The following is a 16,691-nucleotide window of genomic DNA, read 5'->3' as shown; positions in this document are numbered from 1 at the left end:
TGAACTTTCCTGGCCCTCCAATCGTATTATGGGCAACCTGAGCAAGAAAGGAGCGTGAGCACCGTTTGATACCGGGCAGCGAGACGTCGCCGAACCTAGATATTCCCCATACAATCCGACTCGCCCAGCGTGGCGACTCGAGTGCGCTCGCGCTCTTGCTGAGGGAGCACTATGCGTTCGTCTACAAATATTTGTTGAAAATCACGCTGCATCCCCAGACCGCGGAAGACGTCACCCAAGAGACGATGCTGAAATGCGTCGAGAAAATCCGGCTGTACACGTTCAAGTCGAAATTCTCCTCTTGGCTCATTACGATCGCGACGAACCTGTACACGGATCTACTCCGGCGGCAGAAGCGGGAGCGGGACTGGCGGGAGCAGGAGGCGGCCACGATGCGCAAGGTGGTCTGGCAATCGCAGTTCGGCGCCGACGGCTTGACCGAGATCACGGAAGCGTTCGGCACGCTGACACATGAGATGCGCGTCCCTATTATATTGAAGCATGTATACGGCTACGCCTACGAAGAGATCGCCCGGATGACGGATGTGCCGCTCGGGACGGTCAAATCGCGGATTCACAACGGACTGCGGCAAATGAGAAAGGAGTTGAGGGAAGATGACGATGGACAATAAGCGCGATAACCATGACGCCCGGCAGTGGGAAGAGGCATTTCGCACGGAAATGCGGAAGCTGGACGACGAAGCGCTGTTCCCGGTACCGGTGCCGGATCTGGCTTCCCTGGAACGCATGATCGCGGCCGAGAAGCGCCAGCTGCGCCGGAAGCTGATGCGGGATTTACTGCTGTTCTGGCTGTTCGCCGTTATGATCCTTGGCCTCCTCGTTGCCGTTCTATACCAGTCGCCGCTGCTTATAGCCTGGCTGCAGGCCCCGATCCTGTTGGGAGCTTATTTCATCGGCAGCCGGGCGTCCAAGAAACGGGCCAGGGAGGAACGAACATGAGTCCTTCTATAGCTGGCGTGTCCATTTGGCTGTGGGCGCTGATCGTCCTCCTCCTGCTGGCACAGGGCACATGGCTGTTCACGGATGCGCGCCGGCGAGGGGCCGCCCCCTGGTTCTGGGGCATCTGGGGACTGATCCAATTCCCGTTTCCCTTACTGATGTACTGGATGTTCGTCCGATTGAATCCTTCGGATCCGGAACCCGATCCGCAATCCGATTTCCGAGAGGAGAGTGACCCCCATGACAAACTTGATTGAACAAATCAATTGGGCGATTGTCGCCCCGCTCCTTGTCGTACAGCTCATCCTGGTCGTCATCGCGTTGACGGACTGTATCCGGGCAGAGCGGACAAACGGGCCCAAGTGGCTCTGGGCGATCGTCATCGTTGTGGTGAACCTGATCGGACCGGTCCTTTATTTCGTCTTCGGAAGGAGCCGTGAGCGATGAGCGTCCTGCTATCCGTGAACGACCTGACCCGCCGCTTCGGGGACAAAACCGCCGTGGATGGGATCACATTCGACATCGAGCAAGGCCGGTGCATCGCGCTCCTCGGCCCGAACGGCGCCGGCAAGACGACGACGCTCAGCCTGCTCGCCGGCCTGCTCGCCCCGACGAAGGGCACGATCCGGTTCGCCTCCGGCGCACCCCGGGACATCCGGGAATGGATCGGCTTCCTGCCGCAGCATCCGGCGTTCTTCAATTGGATGAGCGGCCGGGAGTTCCTCGAATTCACCGGCCGGCTGGCCCGGCTGCCGGCGCGCGAAGCCAAGCAGCGCGCCGCCGAGCTGCTCGAGGCAATCGGCCTGGCCGACGCGGCCAAGCGCGCGGTCGGCGGCTACTCCGGCGGCATGAAGCAGCGGCTCGGCATCGCGCAGGCGCTCATCCACCGGCCGAAGCTGCTCATGCTGGACGAGCCGGTATCCGCGCTCGACCCGGTCGGCCGCCGGGAAGTGCTGGAGCTGCTCCGCGGGATGAAGCGGGAGACGACGCTCCTCTTCTCGACGCATGTGCTGCACGACGCGGAGGAGATCTGCGACGACATCGTGCTCATGCAGAACGGGCGCATCGCGGTCTCGGGCGACTTGGCCGGGGTGCGCGGCCGGTACCGACAGCCCCGCATCCGGATCCAAAGCGAGCAGCCGCTCGCAGAGTGGGCGGCGGAGTGGGAGCGGGAGCCGTTCATCGCACGTGCCGACTGGCAAGGAGCGGGCACGCTGGAGCTCACCGTCTCGCCCGAAGAGATGGAACGAGCGAGGACATTCCTCTGCCGGGACATCGCCGAGCGCGGCATCCCCGTGCAAAGCTTGGAGTTCGGGCATTCGACGCTGGAAGACCTGTTCCTGCGCATCGTCGGAGAGGAGGGGCGCCCATGAGCATGATCCATAGCGATAGCCAGAGGCAGAGCCATAGCCAGAACCAGAGCGAGAGCCAGAGCAGCAGGGCGTGGACCCCATGGGTCGTGCTGTACCGCAAGGAGCTGATAGAGATGTGGCGCAGCTACAAGCTGCTGTGGGTGCCGCTCGTCTTCGTGCTGTTCGGAGCGAGCCAGCCGGTCGCCACCTACTACATGCCCGACCTGCTGCAAGCATCGGGCGGACTTCCCGAAGGCGCCGTCGTCCAAATTCCGATGCCGACCGGCGCCGAGATGATGGCCAATACGCTGTCCCAGTTCAGCTTCATCGGCGTGCTCGTGCTGGTGCTGGCCTTCATGGGCGTCGTCTCCGGCGAACGGGCGAGCGGCGTCGTGCACATGATCATGATGAAGCCGGTGCCGCATCGGGCCTACATGCTCGCCAAGTGGGCGGGGATGGCGACGCTGACGCTCATCGCCTTGCTGGGAGGGGTCGCGGCGGCCTGGTATTACACCGAGCTGTTGATCGGACACGTCGCGTTTCCGAGAATCGCTGCCGGTACCGGCCTATACGGATTATGGCTGCTGTTCATCGCGACCCTCACCCTGCTGTTCAGCAGCTTGTTCCGGAGCGGGGGCGTGACGGCGTTTCTAGCCATGGGCATTACGCTTGTCCTATCGCTCTTAACGGGGACGCTCGGCAATTGGATGCGCTGGGGTCCGGCGGCGCTGACGGAGCACTCCAACACCGTGCTGCTCCAGGGCGGGCTCGCCGATTCGTTCGGGCTTTGTCTCGCCGTCGCTCTGCTGCTCATCGTGCTGCTCTTGGAAGGGGCCGTGCGTACGTTTCGGGTGAAAGGCGCGTCGCTTTAAACCATTTGCTCGGGCCGCCAAAATCGGGCTGCAAATTTTCCGCCCCGAACCTGCGGAACGAATGGACACTCCACCCTTATTTATAGTACGATATAGAGCAAGGTATAGCCGGCCGGATAGATAGCGAGTTGTATCCCGGCCGAGGAGCCGAACTCTGGGAGCCAGTCATATTATGTTTGGGTCGAGGTTTGCCCTGCGCAAGCCTTGGTAGGGGAGGAACGGACATGTTTCGCTTGGGGCAGAGAGTCGTTTTCGTCGGCGACAGCTACGAGTTGAATTTTCCCGTCGGGGAAGCAGGATATATTATTGCCTACGACCGCAACGCGGACAACGTCTTCGATTACGTCGTACGGGTGCCGAAGCTGAACAAGCACTTCTACGTGCCGGCGGCTGACATCGAGCTCGAGGAGCTGCTGCTGCAGCAGGAGGCGGACCGCATCGAGCGCGAGGCGCTGATCGATTACGCCTTGGCGACGAAGAACGAAGAGCTGTTTCGCAAAATCATGAACGGGGAAGAGGCGGAACCGACGCCGGAGACGAACAAGGACGTACAAAGTCGTGAAGATTTTATTAAGCAAATCAACCTGAAGGCCTGGATCTAGCACCCGGATCGTTCCGACTGATGCCGAGCGATTCCGAGATGCAGCTTGCTTGACCCATAATAGAGCCTTAAGATGCCCATCCGGCATCTTTTTTTGCGTCCGGGCGGCCCCGCCGAAATGCTTCCGTCTGCGGTCCAGCCAATGATTGACATGCGCTCGCCAGGTACGCTATGATGAGTAGCATCAAACTTAATCGGGAGGCTTTACCGGAACATGAAAGAACCACAGCATAAAATATTGGACTGCACCATTCGAGACGGGGGTCTCGTGAATAATTGGGATTTCAGCGTAGACTTCGTACGGGACTTGTACTACTCGCTCAATGCGGCGGGTGTAGATTATATGGAGATCGGCTACAAAAACTCGCCTAAGCTGCTGAAGGGGGCCGATGCGGGGCCTTGGCGCTTCCTCGACGAAGCGTTCCTGCGCGAAGTCATTCCACAGAAGGGCGATACCAAGCTGTCCGCGCTCGTCGATATCGGCCGGGTGGACGAGAACGATATCCTGCCTAGAAGCGAGAGCATGCTCGACATGATCCGTGTGGCGACGTATGCGAAGGATTTGGACAAGGCTTTGGAGCTGGTGAACATTTTCCACGCCAGAGGCTATGAGACGTCGCTCAACATTATGGCGCTGTCGCATGTCATGGAGCATGAGCTGCTGGAGGCGTTTAAGGAAATCGTGGAAAGTCCGGTAGACGTCGTCTACATAGTAGACTCGTACGGCAGCCTCGATCATAAGGATTACAAGCACCTGGTCGACAAATTCAAGAAGCACCTCCCGAACAAGTCGCTCGGCATCCATGCGCACAACAACATGCAACTCGCGTTCTCCAACACGATTACCGCCGCGGACTTGGGCGTGACGTTCCTGGACAGCTCGGTGTACGGCATGGGCCGCGCCGCCGGCAACTGCAACACGGAGCTGCTCGTCGGCTACCTGAAGCACGCGAAGTACGAGATTCGTCCGATTCTCGAAGTGATCGAGCGCCGCATGATCCCGCTGCGGGAGAAGGTCGAGTGGGGCTACATCATCCCTTACATGATCGCCGGCATGCTGAACGAGCATCCTCGCGTCGCCATGGCGCTGCGCAATTCGGATGACAAGGACAAGTACGCGGAATTCTACGACAAGCTGACTTCGGCCGAAGTGGCGAGCGCAGAGTAACGAGACACCCTAGTGCGAGATCGCCCCTGCCTGTTCTGCCTTAGGAACGGGCGGGGGTTTATTTGTGTTTATTTCGATGTAGGCATGCCCTGAAGAACGCGTCAGAAACACTCACATAATGCGTTGAGTTAGCCGGGGATGTAAGCTATAATAGTGGGATGATTAGGCCGAAACGAGGTGCTGAATAGATGAGTATTACCGTGGAAGTCGTCGAGCATGTGGCCAAGCTGGCCCGTCTGGACCTGAGCGAGAAAGAAAAAGAAACGTTTACCGGGCAGCTGAACGCGATTCTGAAATACGCGGAGAAGCTGAACGAGCTCGACACGTCGAACGTGGAGCCGACCAGCCATCCGATGCCGCTCGTGAACGTGATGCGAGAGGATGTGACGCGCCCGTCGCTCCCGATGGAGAAAGTGCTGCGCAACGCACCGGACGAAGAAGACGGGCAGTTCAAAGTCCCGGCTGTGCTCGAATAAGCTTAAGAATTTGACTCGGGGTCCCCGCAAAGGGGCTTCGCCGGGAATAAGCTTCGAAGGCCATCTCCACTTTGTGGGGTAAAAATAGTAAGGGGGTAGCTGCTTTGTCTTTGTTTGACCTGAACCTGCAAGAAATTCATAACCGTCTCGCGGGCAAAGACTTGTCCGTCTCGGATCTCGTCGACCATTCCTATCGCAGGATCGGGGACGTCGACGCGAAGATTCGGGCGTTCCTGACGCTCGATGAGGAAGCGGCCCGCCGCGACGCGCGCGTGATGGACGAGCAGTTGGCCGGCGCAGGCGTCGGCAGCGAGCGGGGCTTGCTGTTCGGCCTGCCGGTCGGCGTGAAGGACAACATCGTCACCGAAGGGCTGACGACGACGTGCGCCAGCCAGTTCCTGAAGAACTACAATCCGATCTATGACGCGACCGTGGTCCAAAAGCTGCGCAGTGCCCAGTCCGTTATCATCGGCAAGCTAAATATGGACGAGTTCGCCATGGGCGGCTCGAACGAGAACTCGAGCTTCTTCCCGACACGCAACCCGTGGAACGCCGACTTCGTGCCGGGCGGCTCGAGCGGCGGCTCGGCGGCGGCGGTGGCGGCAGGCGAAGTGTACTTCGCGCTCGGCTCCGATACCGGCGGCTCCATCCGCCAGCCCGCGTCGTACTGCGGCGTCGTCGGACTGAAGCCGACGTACGGGCTCGTCTCGCGCTTCGGCCTCGTGGCCTTCGCCTCGTCGCTCGACCAGATCGGGCCGCTCACGAAGAACGTGGAGGACGCGGCCTACGTGCTGCAGAGCATTGCGGGCCACGATCCGATGGACTCCACATCCGCGAACGTCGACATCCCCGACTACATCGGGGCTTTGACGGGGGATGTGAAGGGGCTCCGGATCGCCGTCCCGCGCGAGTACTTGGGCGCTGGCGTGGATCCGAAGGTGAAGGAAGCCGTGCTCGCGGCGCTTCAGGTGCTGGAAGGACTCGGCGCCGTCTGGGAGGAAGTGTCTCTGCCGCATACGGAGTATGCCGTCGCCACTTACTACCTGCTCGCTTCCTCGGAAGCGTCGTCCAACCTGGCCCGCTTCGACGGGGTTCGGTATGGCGTCCGCGCCTCGGAACCGGCGAACCTGCTCGACCTGTATCACCAGTCGCGCAGCCAGGGCTTCGGCGCCGAAGTGAAGCGACGCATCATGCTCGGCACCTACGCGCTCAGCTCCGGTTACTACGACGCGTACTACAAGAAGGCGCAGCAGGTCCGCACGCTGATCAAGCAAGATTTCGACCGCGTCTTCGAGCAGTACGACGTGGTGATCGGCCCGACCGCGCCGACGCCGGCCTTCCGGATCGGCGAGCAAGTCGACGATCCGCTCACGATGTACTTGAACGACATCCTGACCATTCCCGTCAGCCTGGCCGGCATTCCGGCGATCAGCATTCCGTGCGGCCAGGTGGACGGCTTGCCGGTGGGCTTGCAGATCATCGGGAAAGCGATGGACGAATCGACCGTGCTGCGCACGGCGCATGCGTTCGAGCGGAATACCGGGTATCACAAGCTGCGGCCTGAGCTGTAAGGGGGAATAGACATTGGCAGACCAAAGGTTTGAAACGGTTATCGGACTCGAAGTGCACGTAGAGCTGCACACCCAATCCAAGATCTTCTGCGGCTGCGCCACCTCGTTCGGGGCGTCGCCGAATTCGAATACATGCCCGATCTGCCTCGGCCATCCGGGCGTACTGCCGGTGCTGAACCGGCAGGCGGTCCAGTACGCGATGAAGGCGGCCATGGCACTCAACTGCCAGGTGGCGACGCACAGCAAGTTCGACCGGAAGAACTACTTCTACCCGGATTCGCCCAAGGCGTACCAGATCTCGCAATACGATCAGCCGATCGGCGAGCATGGCTGGATCGACATCGAAGTGAACGGCGAGACGAAGCGGATCGGCATCACTCGCGTTCACTTGGAGGAAGACGCGGGCAAGCTGACGCACGTCGACGGAGGGTACGCCTCGCTTGTCGACTTCAACCGCGTCGGGACGCCGCTCATCGAGATCGTCTCCGAGCCGGACCTCCGCTCGCCGGAGGAAGCGAAGGCGTATCTGGAGAAAATCCGCGCCATCATGCAATATTGCGACGTCTCCGACGTCAAGATGGAGGAAGGATCGCTTCGCTGCGACGCCAACATCAGCTTGCGTCCGTACGGGCAGATGAAGTTCGGCACGAAGGCCGAGCTGAAGAACATGAACTCGTTCCGCGGCGTGCAGCGCGGGCTCGAGTATGAGGAGCTCCGTCAGGCCGAAGTGCTGGCGGACGGCGGCACGATCGTGCAGGAGACGCGCCGCTGGGACGAAGCCCAGGGCAAGACGCTGTCCATGCGGGGCAAAGAGCAGGCGCATGACTATCGTTACTTCCCGGATCCCGACCTCGTGCGGCTATACATCGACGACGAGTGGAAAGCGCGCGTGCGCGAGAGCATTCCGGAACTGCCGGATGCGCGCAAGGCCCGGTACACCTCCGAATACGGGCTGCCGAGCTACGACGCGGACGTCATTACGTCCTCGCTCAAGCTGGCGAACTTCTTCGAGGAGAGCCTGGCTTACACGAAAGACGCCAAAGCCGTGTCCAACTGGATCATGGGCGATCTGCTCGGCTACCTGAATGCGAACGGTGTGGAGCTCGAGTCGGTTCGCATCACCGGTCAAGGACTGGGCGAGATGATCGGTCTGCTCGAGCAGGGCACGATCAACGGAAAGATCGCCAAAACCGTCTTCAAGGCGATGCTCGAGACCGGCAAGCGTCCTCAGCAGATCGTCGAGGAGCAAGGGCTCGTCCAGATCAGCGACGAAGGCGCGATCAAGAGCATCGTGGAGCAGGTCGTGGCCGACAACCCGCAGTCGGTAGCGGATTTCCGCGCCGGCAAGGAGAAGGCCATCGGCTTCCTCGTGGGACAAGTCATGAAGGCGAGCAAGGGGAAAGCGAATCCGGCGCTCGCGAACAAGCTGATCCTGGAGTGCCTGAACGGATAACCTTAAGTTAACATCGTCTGCCTGAGGCAGGAGAGGCAGGAGCCGGTACGTCGCGAGCCCGAGCGGGGCTAGGCGCGTACTGCTCCCTGGTCAACTCCTGCCGGCAGGCGCTTTTTTTCATTCAAGCCACATGAAAGCGCTCCAACTCGGAATACATTATCTTGTACATTTATACAACAAGGGGGGATCGGCATGGATACGGATTTAATCATGAACAGTCCATGGCATATCGATACGTTTCATATTACCGCGCGGCTCTTGCTCGCCGTCCTGCTCGGAGGCTTGGTCGGCCTGGAGCGGGAGCAGAACAACCATGCGGCCGGCTTGCGCACCCACATTCTCGTCTGCCTGGGCGCGGCGCTTATCATGCTGCTCTCCATGTACGGCTTCAACGCGTTCGTCTACGAGCCGCAGGTGCGGATCGACCCGGCGCGTCTCGCTGCGAACGTCATTACCGGGATCGGGTTCCTGGGGGCCGGTACGATCGTCTTCAACGGCTCTTCGATCTCGGGCCTGACGACGGCCGCCTCGCTCTGGGTCGTGGCCGCCATCGGGTTGTCGATCGGAGCGGGCTTCTATTATCCGTCCATCATCGGCACCCTTATGGTCCTGATGAGCCTCTATATTCTGAACATAGTCGAGAAAAGATGGATCCGCAGCCGCAAGCGTACACATGTCATTCGCATCGAAATGCCGGATAAGCCCGGGGCGCTCGCCGCCGTATCCGCCGTGATGGCGCGCCGGGCGATCGACATTCGCAAGGTAAACATCGAAGAGAAGGGCCGCGTCGGCGATCAGGAGTTTATTGCGATCAGCCTATCGGTTAAGATGCCGCGGGCGGACATTCTGCTGCCGGTCACGGACGAGCTTCGGCAAGTGGAAGGCGTCCTCGGTGTCGCGATCGAGTAGGACGGGCGAGCCCATCCTCGCCTACCTTAAAAACACGGGACCATTGGTTTCGTGTTTTTTAGATTATTTTTGAAGGGAATTTGGAATCACGTACGTCTAATTGTTGAAGCACAAAGGCGGTGAAATCGATGGAACGATCCGAGGCATCGGACGAACAGCTGGCGCTGCAGGCCGGCCGTGGAGATCCGCTGGCGTTTCGCGAGCTGGTAGAGCGGCACAAGAGCTATATCTTCACGCTTCTGATCCAACTGATCGGACATCGGGAGACTGCGGAGGACTTGGCGCAGGAAGTATTCCTCAAGCTGTATCGGTCGCTACCGCAATTTCGGGCCGAAGCCAAGTTCACGACATGGCTGTACCGCATCGCCGCCAATACAGCCGTGGATTACAAGCGCGCGAATTCGCGCAATCCGCTCCTGAAGCTGCTGCGGCTCGGTCGGGACCCGACTGCGATGCCGACGGCCAATCCGGTCGACGAGGATCCCGAACGGAGCGCCGTGGCGAAGGAAGCCCAAGCGCTGATGCAGCGGTTAGTCGGCGGCTTGCCGGACAAATACAAGCTGATTTTGTTTCTGTACCATTATCGGCAGCTTTCGGTCCAGGAGATTGCGGCGATCGCCGGGCTGCCGGTCAAAACCGTCGAAACCCGTCTATACCGCGGACGCGCGTTGCTGAGAGATCGATGGAAGGAGGCCAACCCTCATGAGTTCCAGGCAGGATTCGAATGACATACGAGAACGGTTGAAGCTGGAGCACCCTTCGAACGATTTTACCGACCGGGTGATGCGGGCCATTCAGGAGGAAGGTCGGCGAACCCAATCCGGAGCGCCCTCAAGAAATGTACGCAGCAGGGGGATTGGATCCGAACTTCTGAACGCATTGGTGGCTTCTGCCGCTACCTTCCTGTTCATCTCGGCCGGGGTTTGGTCGGATCTGCTCTCGCTGCAGGGCGGAGAGTTCGGACTCGCGGTCCGGGATACGGTCGCGGGGACGCTTTATACCGGGATCGACTGGATTTCGGCTGCCATTCAGGCACTCTAGGACCACGTACAATAATAAGAACAAGGAGGGATCCTCCCATGTCGGAGCAAGACCAACAACCCCCAATGCCGCCGCTTGGCGAACAACCACGCGAACGCGTGCAGGATCGGCCATCCGGCCGGCCTTCCCAGCCGTTTAACCCGCCGCCGCATGCGCCTTTCGGTCCGCCGCCGCACCAATCGATGCCGCCGGCCGGGTTCCCGTTCGAGCCGTACATGCCGCCGCCGAGGCGCAAGAGCAAGTTCGCGGCCGCCCTGCTGGCGCTCTGTATCCCGGGCACGGGCCATTTTTACTTGGGCCAGATGCAGCGCGGGATTATGGTGATGCTGGCGATTATTCTCGATATTTTCGCCATCGTGCAGCTGTCCGTCAGCGTCAATGCTAGCATTCCTCTTATCACCCTGTTCTCCCTGCTTCTGCCGGTCATCTACTTCTACAATATTTTCGATGCGCTGCAGCTGACGGACCGGATCAATCACCGGTACGATCCGATGTTCGGGGACCCGAATGAGCTGTACGGCGGGGCGGGGGATCCGCTTGGGTCCGGCCTGCAAACGATCACGCGGGGCAATCGGGCCGGATGGCTGCTTATCGGGGTAGGAGCTCTGTTCTTCTTCCTGAGCCACAAGCCCGACTGGCTGACCGGTGTTGTAGACACGATCGGGTCCTATGCGGGGGCCGTCGTTTTAATCGTGATCGGGGGGTACTTGTTCCTACGGAAGAACAACAATCCGTAACGGACGGAAAATAGACGAAAGGGGTCATGCACCATGATTAAAGTGGGGAGATTTACATCGGCGCTCATTTTACTCGCGGTCGGTGTTCTGCTGCTGCTCGATCAAATGGGCGATACGAATTATTTAGGCTATATCCTCGATTGGTGGCCGGTTATCTTGATCCTGCTCGGCATCGAGTACTTGTGGGTCAACATTCGGCACCAGAAAAGCGACCGCCAGCTCCGGCTGGATGTCGGAGGCGTGCTGATCGCGGTGGTCATCGTCATCGGTGTCGTGGGCGTCACGCAGTCCAAGTGGATTCCGACCCAATGGCTGAACGGCATGAACTGGGAGTCCATCGTGAAGGGCGAACTGGGCAAAAAATTCGAGATGGGCACGACGCAAGTACCGCTCGCGGACAAAACCGAGAAAATCGTCATCGACAACCCGTACGGGAGCATCACGGTCCAGCCGGGCAGCGTGAACCAAATCGACATTCAGCGTACCGTCTGGGTGAACCGAAGCGACGACAAGGGTGCGCAAGAAATCGCGAACGGTACCCATCTCGATTACTCGGAAGGCAGTACGCTGACGATCGAGAGCAAAAGCGACATCAACCGGTTCGCGCGCAAGCCTACGATTGAGCTGGTCATCACCGTACCCGAGCGGATAAAGGTGGACTGGCTGATCAAGGGCGAGAATGGCAAGATCGAAGCGGCGAAGCTTCCTGTGAAAGACGAGGTCGAGGTCGACACGACGAACGGCAGCGTGAACGTGTCGAACGTGCAGGGGCGGTTGACCGCTCATACGACGAACGGATCGATCAAGATCGCCTCGATCGCCGGCAAAGTTCAGCTCGTGACATCCAACAGCAGCATTACCGCCCAGGACGTAACCGGCGATGTGGAGATGAAGACGACGAACGGGTCGATCACGACCGAGCGGGTAACCGGCGAGATTCAAGGGAAAACTACGAACGGCCGGATCAGCGTCACGGATGCGCCAGCCGCCTTGAAGCTCGAAACGACGAACGGGTCCATCACCGCGACGAGCCGTGTGGTCGGCGGCGATTGGGAGCTCGATACGACCAACGGCCGTATCGAAGTGCAGCTGCCTTCGAACGGCAGCTACGAATTAGACGGCCGAGGCAGCAGCGTCACCACGAACCTGCCGCTCAGCATCACGGATAAGCACATTCAGGGAAAAATCGGATCCGGCCAATACCGAATCAAGCTGGATACGTCGAATTCGGGGATCTCCGTTCAGCGCGCGGATTGACAAAGTCGCGGCCACGACCGTACAATAAATATTGAACTGGCATATTCAACAAACTTTGTGGTGGTGAACATCGATGACATCCCGATTTGAACAAGCACTAGAAAAACTTAAAACGACCGGTGTCCGAATGACCCCCCAACGACATGCCATTCTCGAATATTTGTTGGATTCCATGAACCATCCGACCGCCGACGATATTTACAAGGCGCTGGAGGATCGATTCCCCAGCATGAGTGTTGCTACGGTGTATAACAACCTCCGGGTGTTTATCGACTCCGGGCTCGTCCGCGAGCTGACGTACGGGGACGATTCCAGCCGTTTCGATTCCGACATGTCGAATCATTATCACGCGATCTGTGAGCAATGCGGCGTTATTGTCGACTTCGACTACCCGCCTCTGCACGAGGTGGAGAACGCTGCTGCGAGAGAGACGGGGTTCCAGGTGCGAGGACACCGCCTGGAAGTGCACGGACTTTGCCCCTCGTGCGCCCGAACGCATTGACAACATTTTGTGATATGTTCATTTAGTAGGACTCCAGTATACTAGACGCATCCGGCTTCTTCCCCAACAGGAGAGGATTCGGGTGCGTTTTTTTGCGGAGATCGGATCAATCGCATTCCTTTGTGGGGCTATGGGGAGGGGAAACTTTGGAGCTATCTGCGAATGACCCGCAGGGCCGTCGCGGGCGGGGCGGCTTTCGAGTCGGCGCTGTTCTGTTTTTGCTTTTGATCGTGATTCTTTCGGCGGCCGCAGGCACTTATTATTGGTATTCCGTCTATTATCCGAATCACGATCGCACGGAACCCGATCTGCACAATATGAAGAAGCCCGTGTTCTACGAGGGCGCCATCTGGAAAGAAGAAGCGCTCGGGAGCAAGGAGAGCTTGAAGCTTCCGCTGTCGCTGGTGCAGGACAAGATCGACCCGGCGTTGCTGTACGAGGCGTCCTCCGATTCCGTCATCATCACGACGAAGGACAAGGTCGTCCGGCTCAAGACGAACAACATTACCGGCATGGTGAATGAGAAGCCGTTCACGCTTCGCTTCCCGGTCGAGAAGTCCGGTGACAGCGTCTACATCCCGATCGATTCGCTGCGCGAGTATTATGCGCTCGACATCCGGGAATCCGAGGAAACCGGGATCGTCATGATTTACAAGGCTGGAGACACGATTCAGTGGGGGACGGTGCAAGGCGCCGGCCGCAAACGAACCGACACGGTCCCCATGCGCAAATCCATCGGCATTAAATTCCCGATCGTGGCGGATTTGGAGCCGAAGGAGCAGGTCGCGATCTTATCCGATCAAGACGGTTGGTACAATGTACAGCGGAAAAACGGGATTGCCGGCTATGTGAAGAAAGACAGCATCGTGCTCGATCATGTGGAGACTGTGCCGGTTCCGAAACCATCCACCACCTTTGTACCTTGGAAGCCGCTCGGCGGCAAAGTGAATCTGACCTGGGAACAAGTCGTCACCAAAAATCCGAATACCGCTCAGATCGCACCGATGCCGGGACTTAATGTGATTAGCCCGACCTGGTTCAAACTGATGGACGGCGAGGGCAATATTAAGAACATGGCGGACGCCGCTTACGTGAAGTGGGCACAGACCAATAACCTGCAAGTGTGGGCTTTATTCGATAATAATTTCGATCCCAAGATTACAACCGAGGCGCTGGCGACTTACGACAAACGGCTCAAAATGATCAAGCAGCTGCTGTCGTTCGCTCAGGCGTATAAACTGCAAGGCATTAATATCGATTTTGAAAATGTGAACCTGAAGGACAAAGCGAACTTGACGCAATTCGTACGCGAAATGACGCCGTTCCTGCACGAGCAAGGGTTGGTCGTCTCCATCGACGTCACGGTGAAGTCCTCCAGCGAGAACTGGTCGATGTTTTACGATCGCCAGGCGCTGAGCGAGACCGTCGATTATATGATGGTGATGGCTTACGACGAATATTGGGCCAGCAGCCCGACCGCGGGTTCCGTGTCCTCTCTGCCGTGGGTGGAGAAGTCGATCGTGCAGATTATGAAGGAAGACAAGGTGCCGCCGAGCAAGCTCATCCTGGGTGTTCCTTATTATACCCGGATTTGGACCGAGCAAACGAAGGACGGCAAAACGTCGGTCACCTCGCGGGCGGTGTTTATGGATACGGCTTGGGGGATTGTGAAGAACAAGAACTTGACGCCCGTGTTCCTGCCGGATGTCGGACAGAACTATGTGGAGTATAAGGACGGAGAGACGCTGAACAAAATTTGGCTGGAGGACGAAGTGTCCATGAAAGCCAGAATCGAGCTGGTGAAAAAATACGACCTGGCTGGGGTCGGCTCTTGGAGACGGGGCTATGAAGTGCCTGCGATCTGGGAGTTGATCAAGAAAACGTTGGAAACCCGGCCTTAACGCGGGCAACCCGGATCGCCTATGATGAGGCATCCGGGTTGTTTGTTTTGGCTAAGTGATTGGTTAGGTCGTCGGCGGCGTTGTTGAAGTTGTCGAGGAGGGCCGATCGGCCGAGTCATCCTCATTGGGCGCGTATGCAGGATCGAACGTCAGCTTCGTCTTGCAGAACATGCAGCGGTCGGTCTTGCCGAGCATCTTCGTCCGTCTGCCGCATTCGGGGCATTCGAGGGACACGGCACTCGTGGAGAGCATGCCCGCCCAGAAGTAGACGGCCACGCTGCCCAGCATGACGATCATGCCGAGGACCATGAAGATCGCGGCGATGACTTTGCCCGCTCGTCCCCAATCGAATACGATGCCGGCCAAGCCTACGATCATAACCGCCATGCCGCCCATCGTGAGCAGCAGGCCCCATAGCCGGAATTCATTGATTTTGCTGGATTTGAAAAACAAGTGGGATCCCTCATTTCCCGGTCACCTGGAATTCATAATTGTCCCTCGCGGGAGGCAGGAAACCGAATGCCTTGTGTAGAAAATATGGAGTAGAGCTTGTAGTGATGAAAATGAACTGCCCAATCGCTATCGTATGTAAAGCTGGAGGTAAGCGATGGAATCCGTTAAAGAGCATATCCGGCTCCGGTATGCACCCGATGCTGCCTTGAGGGGCGCTCTACTCGTGCCGAATCCCGCCCCTTCTAGTCCTCTGGTCGACGGACTGGACGGACTCGTGCTGATCGTTCGCGATCAGGAGGATGGGCTAAGATCTCTATCCCATTATAGTCAAGACGGTTTCCGTATACAAGAACGATGCCTGAGCCCGGCTCAGTTGGAGTCGTGGATCGTGTACGGTCCGACTCGAAGCGTTATCCAGTGGATGTTGCAAGGAGAGATTGTTATGGATCCTCATCTGTATATGGAAGGATTGCGCGAACGCATCATCGAATATCCGGAAGAGCTGCGCCTGCAGAAGCTGCAGATGGAGTTCTCGCAGTTCGTGCGGAGCTACCAGACGGGCAAGCAGTATATGCAGGACGGTCACTTGCTCGATGCGTTCAGCAGTGTCCTGGAATCGCTCGGGCACTGGGCGCGCATCGTCATTATTGAGGAAGGGCTGCATCCGGAGGTGCTGGTGTGGGCTCAGGTGCGCCGCATCAATCCGGGCGTGTATAAGCTGTACGAAGAGCTGCTCTCCAATGAGGAGACGCTGGAGCAACGGGTGAAGCTCGTGCTGCTAGCCTGCGAATTCTCCGTTATGTCGAAGATGGAGAGCTGCTGCTCGATTCTGCTCAATGTGATCAAGAGCCGTGAGGCTCCGTGGAGTTTGAAGGAATTGGCCGAGGATGCCGAGCTGAAGGCGCTGGATCTGGAGCTTCCGATGCTGATTACGAAGATGTCGCGCAAGCAGTTGATCCGCGAGGTTGCCGTGTCGGAGGACGATTCGCTCTGCCTCGAGCTGCGGTATACGGTGTGCACGTGAACGATGCGCTTGGCTGGGGAACCAGCTGAGCGTTTTTTGTTTCCGACCTGATTGATTTTTCTAACTTTTCGAGAAGGCTTGACTTTGTTCGAAGGGGTGTGCTAAATTAGTCTTCGCCCCATCAAGAGAAGTCGACATCGTTCGACCGATCGAAGGACGAAGAAAAAAAGTTCTTGCAATGTTGTGGGCTGATGTGGTATATTAATAAAGTCGCTGTTCGGACGGCGCTGCTGTCGACGACGACGGGATTGTTCCTTGAAAACTGAACAACGAGCGTGCAAGTATAGCGAACTTCGGTTCGCAAACAAGCTAGTTTTGAAATGAGCAAGTCAAGCTTTATCCTTTATGGAGAGTTTGATCCTGGCTCAGGACGAACGCTGGCGGCGTGCCTAATACATGCAAGTCGAGCGGATC

The 16,691-nt window shown here is 58.4% G+C and carries 20 protein-coding genes and 1 rRNA gene; 20 read left to right on the top strand and 1 reads right to left on the bottom strand.

The window, feature by feature from the left end; genetic code table 11:
• The first annotated feature begins 65 nt into the window (after positions 1 to 65).
• The 18 genes from sigY to ACI5FR_RS16395 all read left to right on the top strand — a co-directional run bounded on the left by sigY (position 66) and on the right by ACI5FR_RS16395 (position 14,800).
• Positions 66 to 632: an RNA polymerase sigma factor SigY gene (gene sigY / locus ACI5FR_RS16480; RefSeq protein WP_405456164.1), complete on the top strand. Its 567-nt coding sequence runs from the start codon at positions 66 to 68 to the stop codon at positions 630 to 632.
• Positions 616 to 960, top strand: coding sequence for a YxlC family protein (locus ACI5FR_RS16475; protein WP_405456161.1), 345 nt, complete (start codon positions 616 to 618; stop codon positions 958 to 960). Before sigY ends, ACI5FR_RS16475 begins: the two co-directional genes overlap by 17 nt.
• Complete coding sequence (locus tag ACI5FR_RS16470) at positions 957 to 1,217, top strand: hypothetical protein (protein ID WP_405456159.1); 261 nt, start codon at positions 957 to 959, stop codon at positions 1,215 to 1,217. Before ACI5FR_RS16475 ends, ACI5FR_RS16470 begins: the two co-directional genes overlap by 4 nt.
• Positions 1,201 to 1,407, top strand: coding sequence for a PLD nuclease N-terminal domain-containing protein (locus tag ACI5FR_RS16465; protein ID WP_405456157.1), 207 nt, complete (start codon positions 1,201 to 1,203; stop codon positions 1,405 to 1,407). The genes ACI5FR_RS16470 and ACI5FR_RS16465 overlap by 17 nt, the downstream gene beginning before the upstream one ends.
• Positions 1,404 to 2,333, top strand: a complete 930-nt coding sequence (locus tag ACI5FR_RS16460) for an ABC transporter ATP-binding protein (RefSeq protein ID WP_405456156.1) — start codon at positions 1,404 to 1,406, stop codon at positions 2,331 to 2,333. Before ACI5FR_RS16465 ends, ACI5FR_RS16460 begins: the two co-directional genes overlap by 4 nt.
• Positions 2,330 to 3,184, top strand: a complete 855-nt coding sequence (locus ACI5FR_RS16455; protein ID WP_405456154.1) for an ABC transporter permease — start codon at positions 2,330 to 2,332, stop codon at positions 3,182 to 3,184. The genes ACI5FR_RS16460 and ACI5FR_RS16455 overlap by 4 nt, the downstream gene beginning before the upstream one ends.
• Before the next feature lie 224 nt (positions 3,185 to 3,408).
• Positions 3,409 to 3,786, top strand: a complete 378-nt coding sequence (locus ACI5FR_RS16450) for an ATPase (RefSeq protein ID WP_405456152.1) — start codon at positions 3,409 to 3,411, stop codon at positions 3,784 to 3,786.
• A 213-nt stretch (positions 3,787 to 3,999) separates the two neighbouring features.
• Positions 4,000 to 4,953: an aldolase catalytic domain-containing protein gene (locus ACI5FR_RS16445; RefSeq protein WP_405456151.1), complete on the top strand. Its 954-nt coding sequence runs from the start codon at positions 4,000 to 4,002 to the stop codon at positions 4,951 to 4,953.
• Positions 4,954 to 5,141: 188 nt separating this feature from the next.
• Positions 5,142 to 5,429, top strand: a complete 288-nt coding sequence (gene gatC / locus ACI5FR_RS16440; protein WP_405456149.1) for an Asp-tRNA(Asn)/Glu-tRNA(Gln) amidotransferase subunit GatC — start codon at positions 5,142 to 5,144, stop codon at positions 5,427 to 5,429.
• Between the two features lie 104 nt (positions 5,430 to 5,533).
• A complete protein-coding gene (gene gatA, locus ACI5FR_RS16435; protein WP_405456147.1) occupies positions 5,534 to 7,000 on the top strand; it encodes an Asp-tRNA(Asn)/Glu-tRNA(Gln) amidotransferase subunit GatA in 1,467 nt (488 codons plus the stop codon).
• A gap of 13 nt (positions 7,001 to 7,013) precedes the next feature.
• Positions 7,014 to 8,453: an Asp-tRNA(Asn)/Glu-tRNA(Gln) amidotransferase subunit GatB gene (gene gatB, locus ACI5FR_RS16430; protein WP_405456145.1), complete on the top strand. Its 1,440-nt coding sequence runs from the start codon at positions 7,014 to 7,016 to the stop codon at positions 8,451 to 8,453.
• A gap of 210 nt (positions 8,454 to 8,663) precedes the next feature.
• Complete coding sequence (locus tag ACI5FR_RS16425; protein ID WP_405456425.1) at positions 8,664 to 9,362, top strand: MgtC/SapB family protein; 699 nt, start codon at positions 8,664 to 8,666, stop codon at positions 9,360 to 9,362.
• A gap of 128 nt (positions 9,363 to 9,490) precedes the next feature.
• The gene (locus ACI5FR_RS16420; protein WP_405456143.1) at positions 9,491 to 10,090 is read left to right on the top strand and encodes an RNA polymerase sigma factor; all 600 of its coding nucleotides are present in this window, start codon (positions 9,491 to 9,493) and stop codon (positions 10,088 to 10,090) included.
• Positions 10,065 to 10,403 carry a hypothetical protein gene (locus ACI5FR_RS16415; protein ID WP_405456141.1) on the top strand — a complete coding sequence of 113 codons (339 nt, stop codon included), beginning with the start codon at positions 10,065 to 10,067 and terminating at the stop codon, positions 10,401 to 10,403. Before ACI5FR_RS16420 ends, ACI5FR_RS16415 begins: the two co-directional genes overlap by 26 nt.
• A 38-nt stretch (positions 10,404 to 10,441) precedes the next feature.
• Positions 10,442 to 11,140 carry a TM2 domain-containing protein gene (locus ACI5FR_RS16410; RefSeq protein WP_405456139.1) on the top strand — a complete coding sequence of 233 codons (699 nt, stop codon included), beginning with the start codon at positions 10,442 to 10,444 and terminating at the stop codon, positions 11,138 to 11,140.
• A 33-nt stretch (positions 11,141 to 11,173) separates the two neighbouring features.
• A complete protein-coding gene (locus tag ACI5FR_RS16405) occupies positions 11,174 to 12,397 on the top strand; it encodes a DUF4097 family beta strand repeat-containing protein (protein WP_405456137.1) in 1,224 nt (407 codons plus the stop codon).
• A 73-nt stretch (positions 12,398 to 12,470) separates the two neighbouring features.
• Positions 12,471 to 12,899: a peroxide-responsive transcriptional repressor PerR gene (gene perR / locus ACI5FR_RS16400; RefSeq protein ID WP_405456135.1), complete on the top strand. Its 429-nt coding sequence runs from the start codon at positions 12,471 to 12,473 to the stop codon at positions 12,897 to 12,899.
• A gap of 146 nt (positions 12,900 to 13,045) precedes the next feature.
• Positions 13,046 to 14,800: a glycosyl hydrolase family 18 protein gene (locus ACI5FR_RS16395; RefSeq protein ID WP_405456133.1), complete on the top strand. Its 1,755-nt coding sequence runs from the start codon at positions 13,046 to 13,048 to the stop codon at positions 14,798 to 14,800.
• A 63-nt stretch (positions 14,801 to 14,863) separates the two neighbouring features.
• Here the strand turns inward: ACI5FR_RS16395 and ACI5FR_RS16390 are convergent, their stop codons facing one another.
• Positions 14,864 to 15,253 (bottom strand): YgzB family protein, encoded by a 390-nt coding sequence (locus tag ACI5FR_RS16390; RefSeq protein ID WP_405456131.1) that lies wholly within the window; start codon positions 15,251 to 15,253, stop codon positions 14,864 to 14,866.
• A gap of 154 nt (positions 15,254 to 15,407) precedes the next feature.
• Here ACI5FR_RS16390 and ACI5FR_RS16385 point away from each other — a divergent pair, with 154 nt between their 5' ends.
• Together ACI5FR_RS16385 and ACI5FR_RS16380 are read left to right on the top strand one after the other, a co-directional pair.
• Positions 15,408 to 16,277, top strand: a complete 870-nt coding sequence (locus ACI5FR_RS16385) for a nucleotidyltransferase-like protein (protein ID WP_405456129.1) — start codon at positions 15,408 to 15,410, stop codon at positions 16,275 to 16,277.
• Positions 16,278 to 16,619: 342 nt separating this feature from the next.
• Positions 16,620 to 16,691, top strand: a 16S ribosomal RNA gene (locus tag ACI5FR_RS16380); the annotation flags it as partial.

Origin of the sequence: Paenibacillus sp. HJGM_3, from assembly GCF_045062745.1 — a bacterium.
In the GTDB taxonomy this organism is placed as follows: Bacteria; Bacillota; Bacilli; order Paenibacillales; family NBRC-103111; genus Paenibacillus_AA.
Note: the sequence above shows the minus strand (reverse complement) of the source record. Positions and strands in the feature narration are given on the sequence as shown.

Coding starts and splice junctions, on each gene's coding strand:
- ACI5FR_RS16475 (WP_405456161.1), top strand. CDS start 616: ATGACGATGGACAATAAGCGCGATAACCATGACGCCCGGCAGTGGGAA.
- ACI5FR_RS16470 (WP_405456159.1), top strand. CDS start 957: ATGAGTCCTTCTATAGCTGGCGTGTCCATTTGGCTGTGGGCGCTGATC.
- ACI5FR_RS16465 (WP_405456157.1), top strand. CDS start 1,201: ATGACAAACTTGATTGAACAAATCAATTGGGCGATTGTCGCCCCGCTC.
- ACI5FR_RS16460 (WP_405456156.1), top strand. CDS start 1,404: ATGAGCGTCCTGCTATCCGTGAACGACCTGACCCGCCGCTTCGGGGAC.
- ACI5FR_RS16455 (WP_405456154.1), top strand. CDS start 2,330: ATGAGCATGATCCATAGCGATAGCCAGAGGCAGAGCCATAGCCAGAAC.
- ACI5FR_RS16450 (WP_405456152.1), top strand. CDS start 3,409: ATGTTTCGCTTGGGGCAGAGAGTCGTTTTCGTCGGCGACAGCTACGAG.
- ACI5FR_RS16445 (WP_405456151.1), top strand. CDS start 4,000: ATGAAAGAACCACAGCATAAAATATTGGACTGCACCATTCGAGACGGG.
- gatC (WP_405456149.1), top strand. CDS start 5,142: ATGAGTATTACCGTGGAAGTCGTCGAGCATGTGGCCAAGCTGGCCCGT.
- ACI5FR_RS16425 (WP_405456425.1), top strand. CDS start 8,664: ATGAACAGTCCATGGCATATCGATACGTTTCATATTACCGCGCGGCTC.
- ACI5FR_RS16420 (WP_405456143.1), top strand. CDS start 9,491: ATGGAACGATCCGAGGCATCGGACGAACAGCTGGCGCTGCAGGCCGGC.
- ACI5FR_RS16415 (WP_405456141.1), top strand. CDS start 10,065: ATGAGTTCCAGGCAGGATTCGAATGACATACGAGAACGGTTGAAGCTG.
- ACI5FR_RS16410 (WP_405456139.1), top strand. CDS start 10,442: ATGTCGGAGCAAGACCAACAACCCCCAATGCCGCCGCTTGGCGAACAA.
- ACI5FR_RS16405 (WP_405456137.1), top strand. CDS start 11,174: ATGATTAAAGTGGGGAGATTTACATCGGCGCTCATTTTACTCGCGGTC.
- perR (WP_405456135.1), top strand. CDS start 12,471: ATGACATCCCGATTTGAACAAGCACTAGAAAAACTTAAAACGACCGGT.
- ACI5FR_RS16385 (WP_405456129.1), top strand. CDS start 15,408: ATGGAATCCGTTAAAGAGCATATCCGGCTCCGGTATGCACCCGATGCT.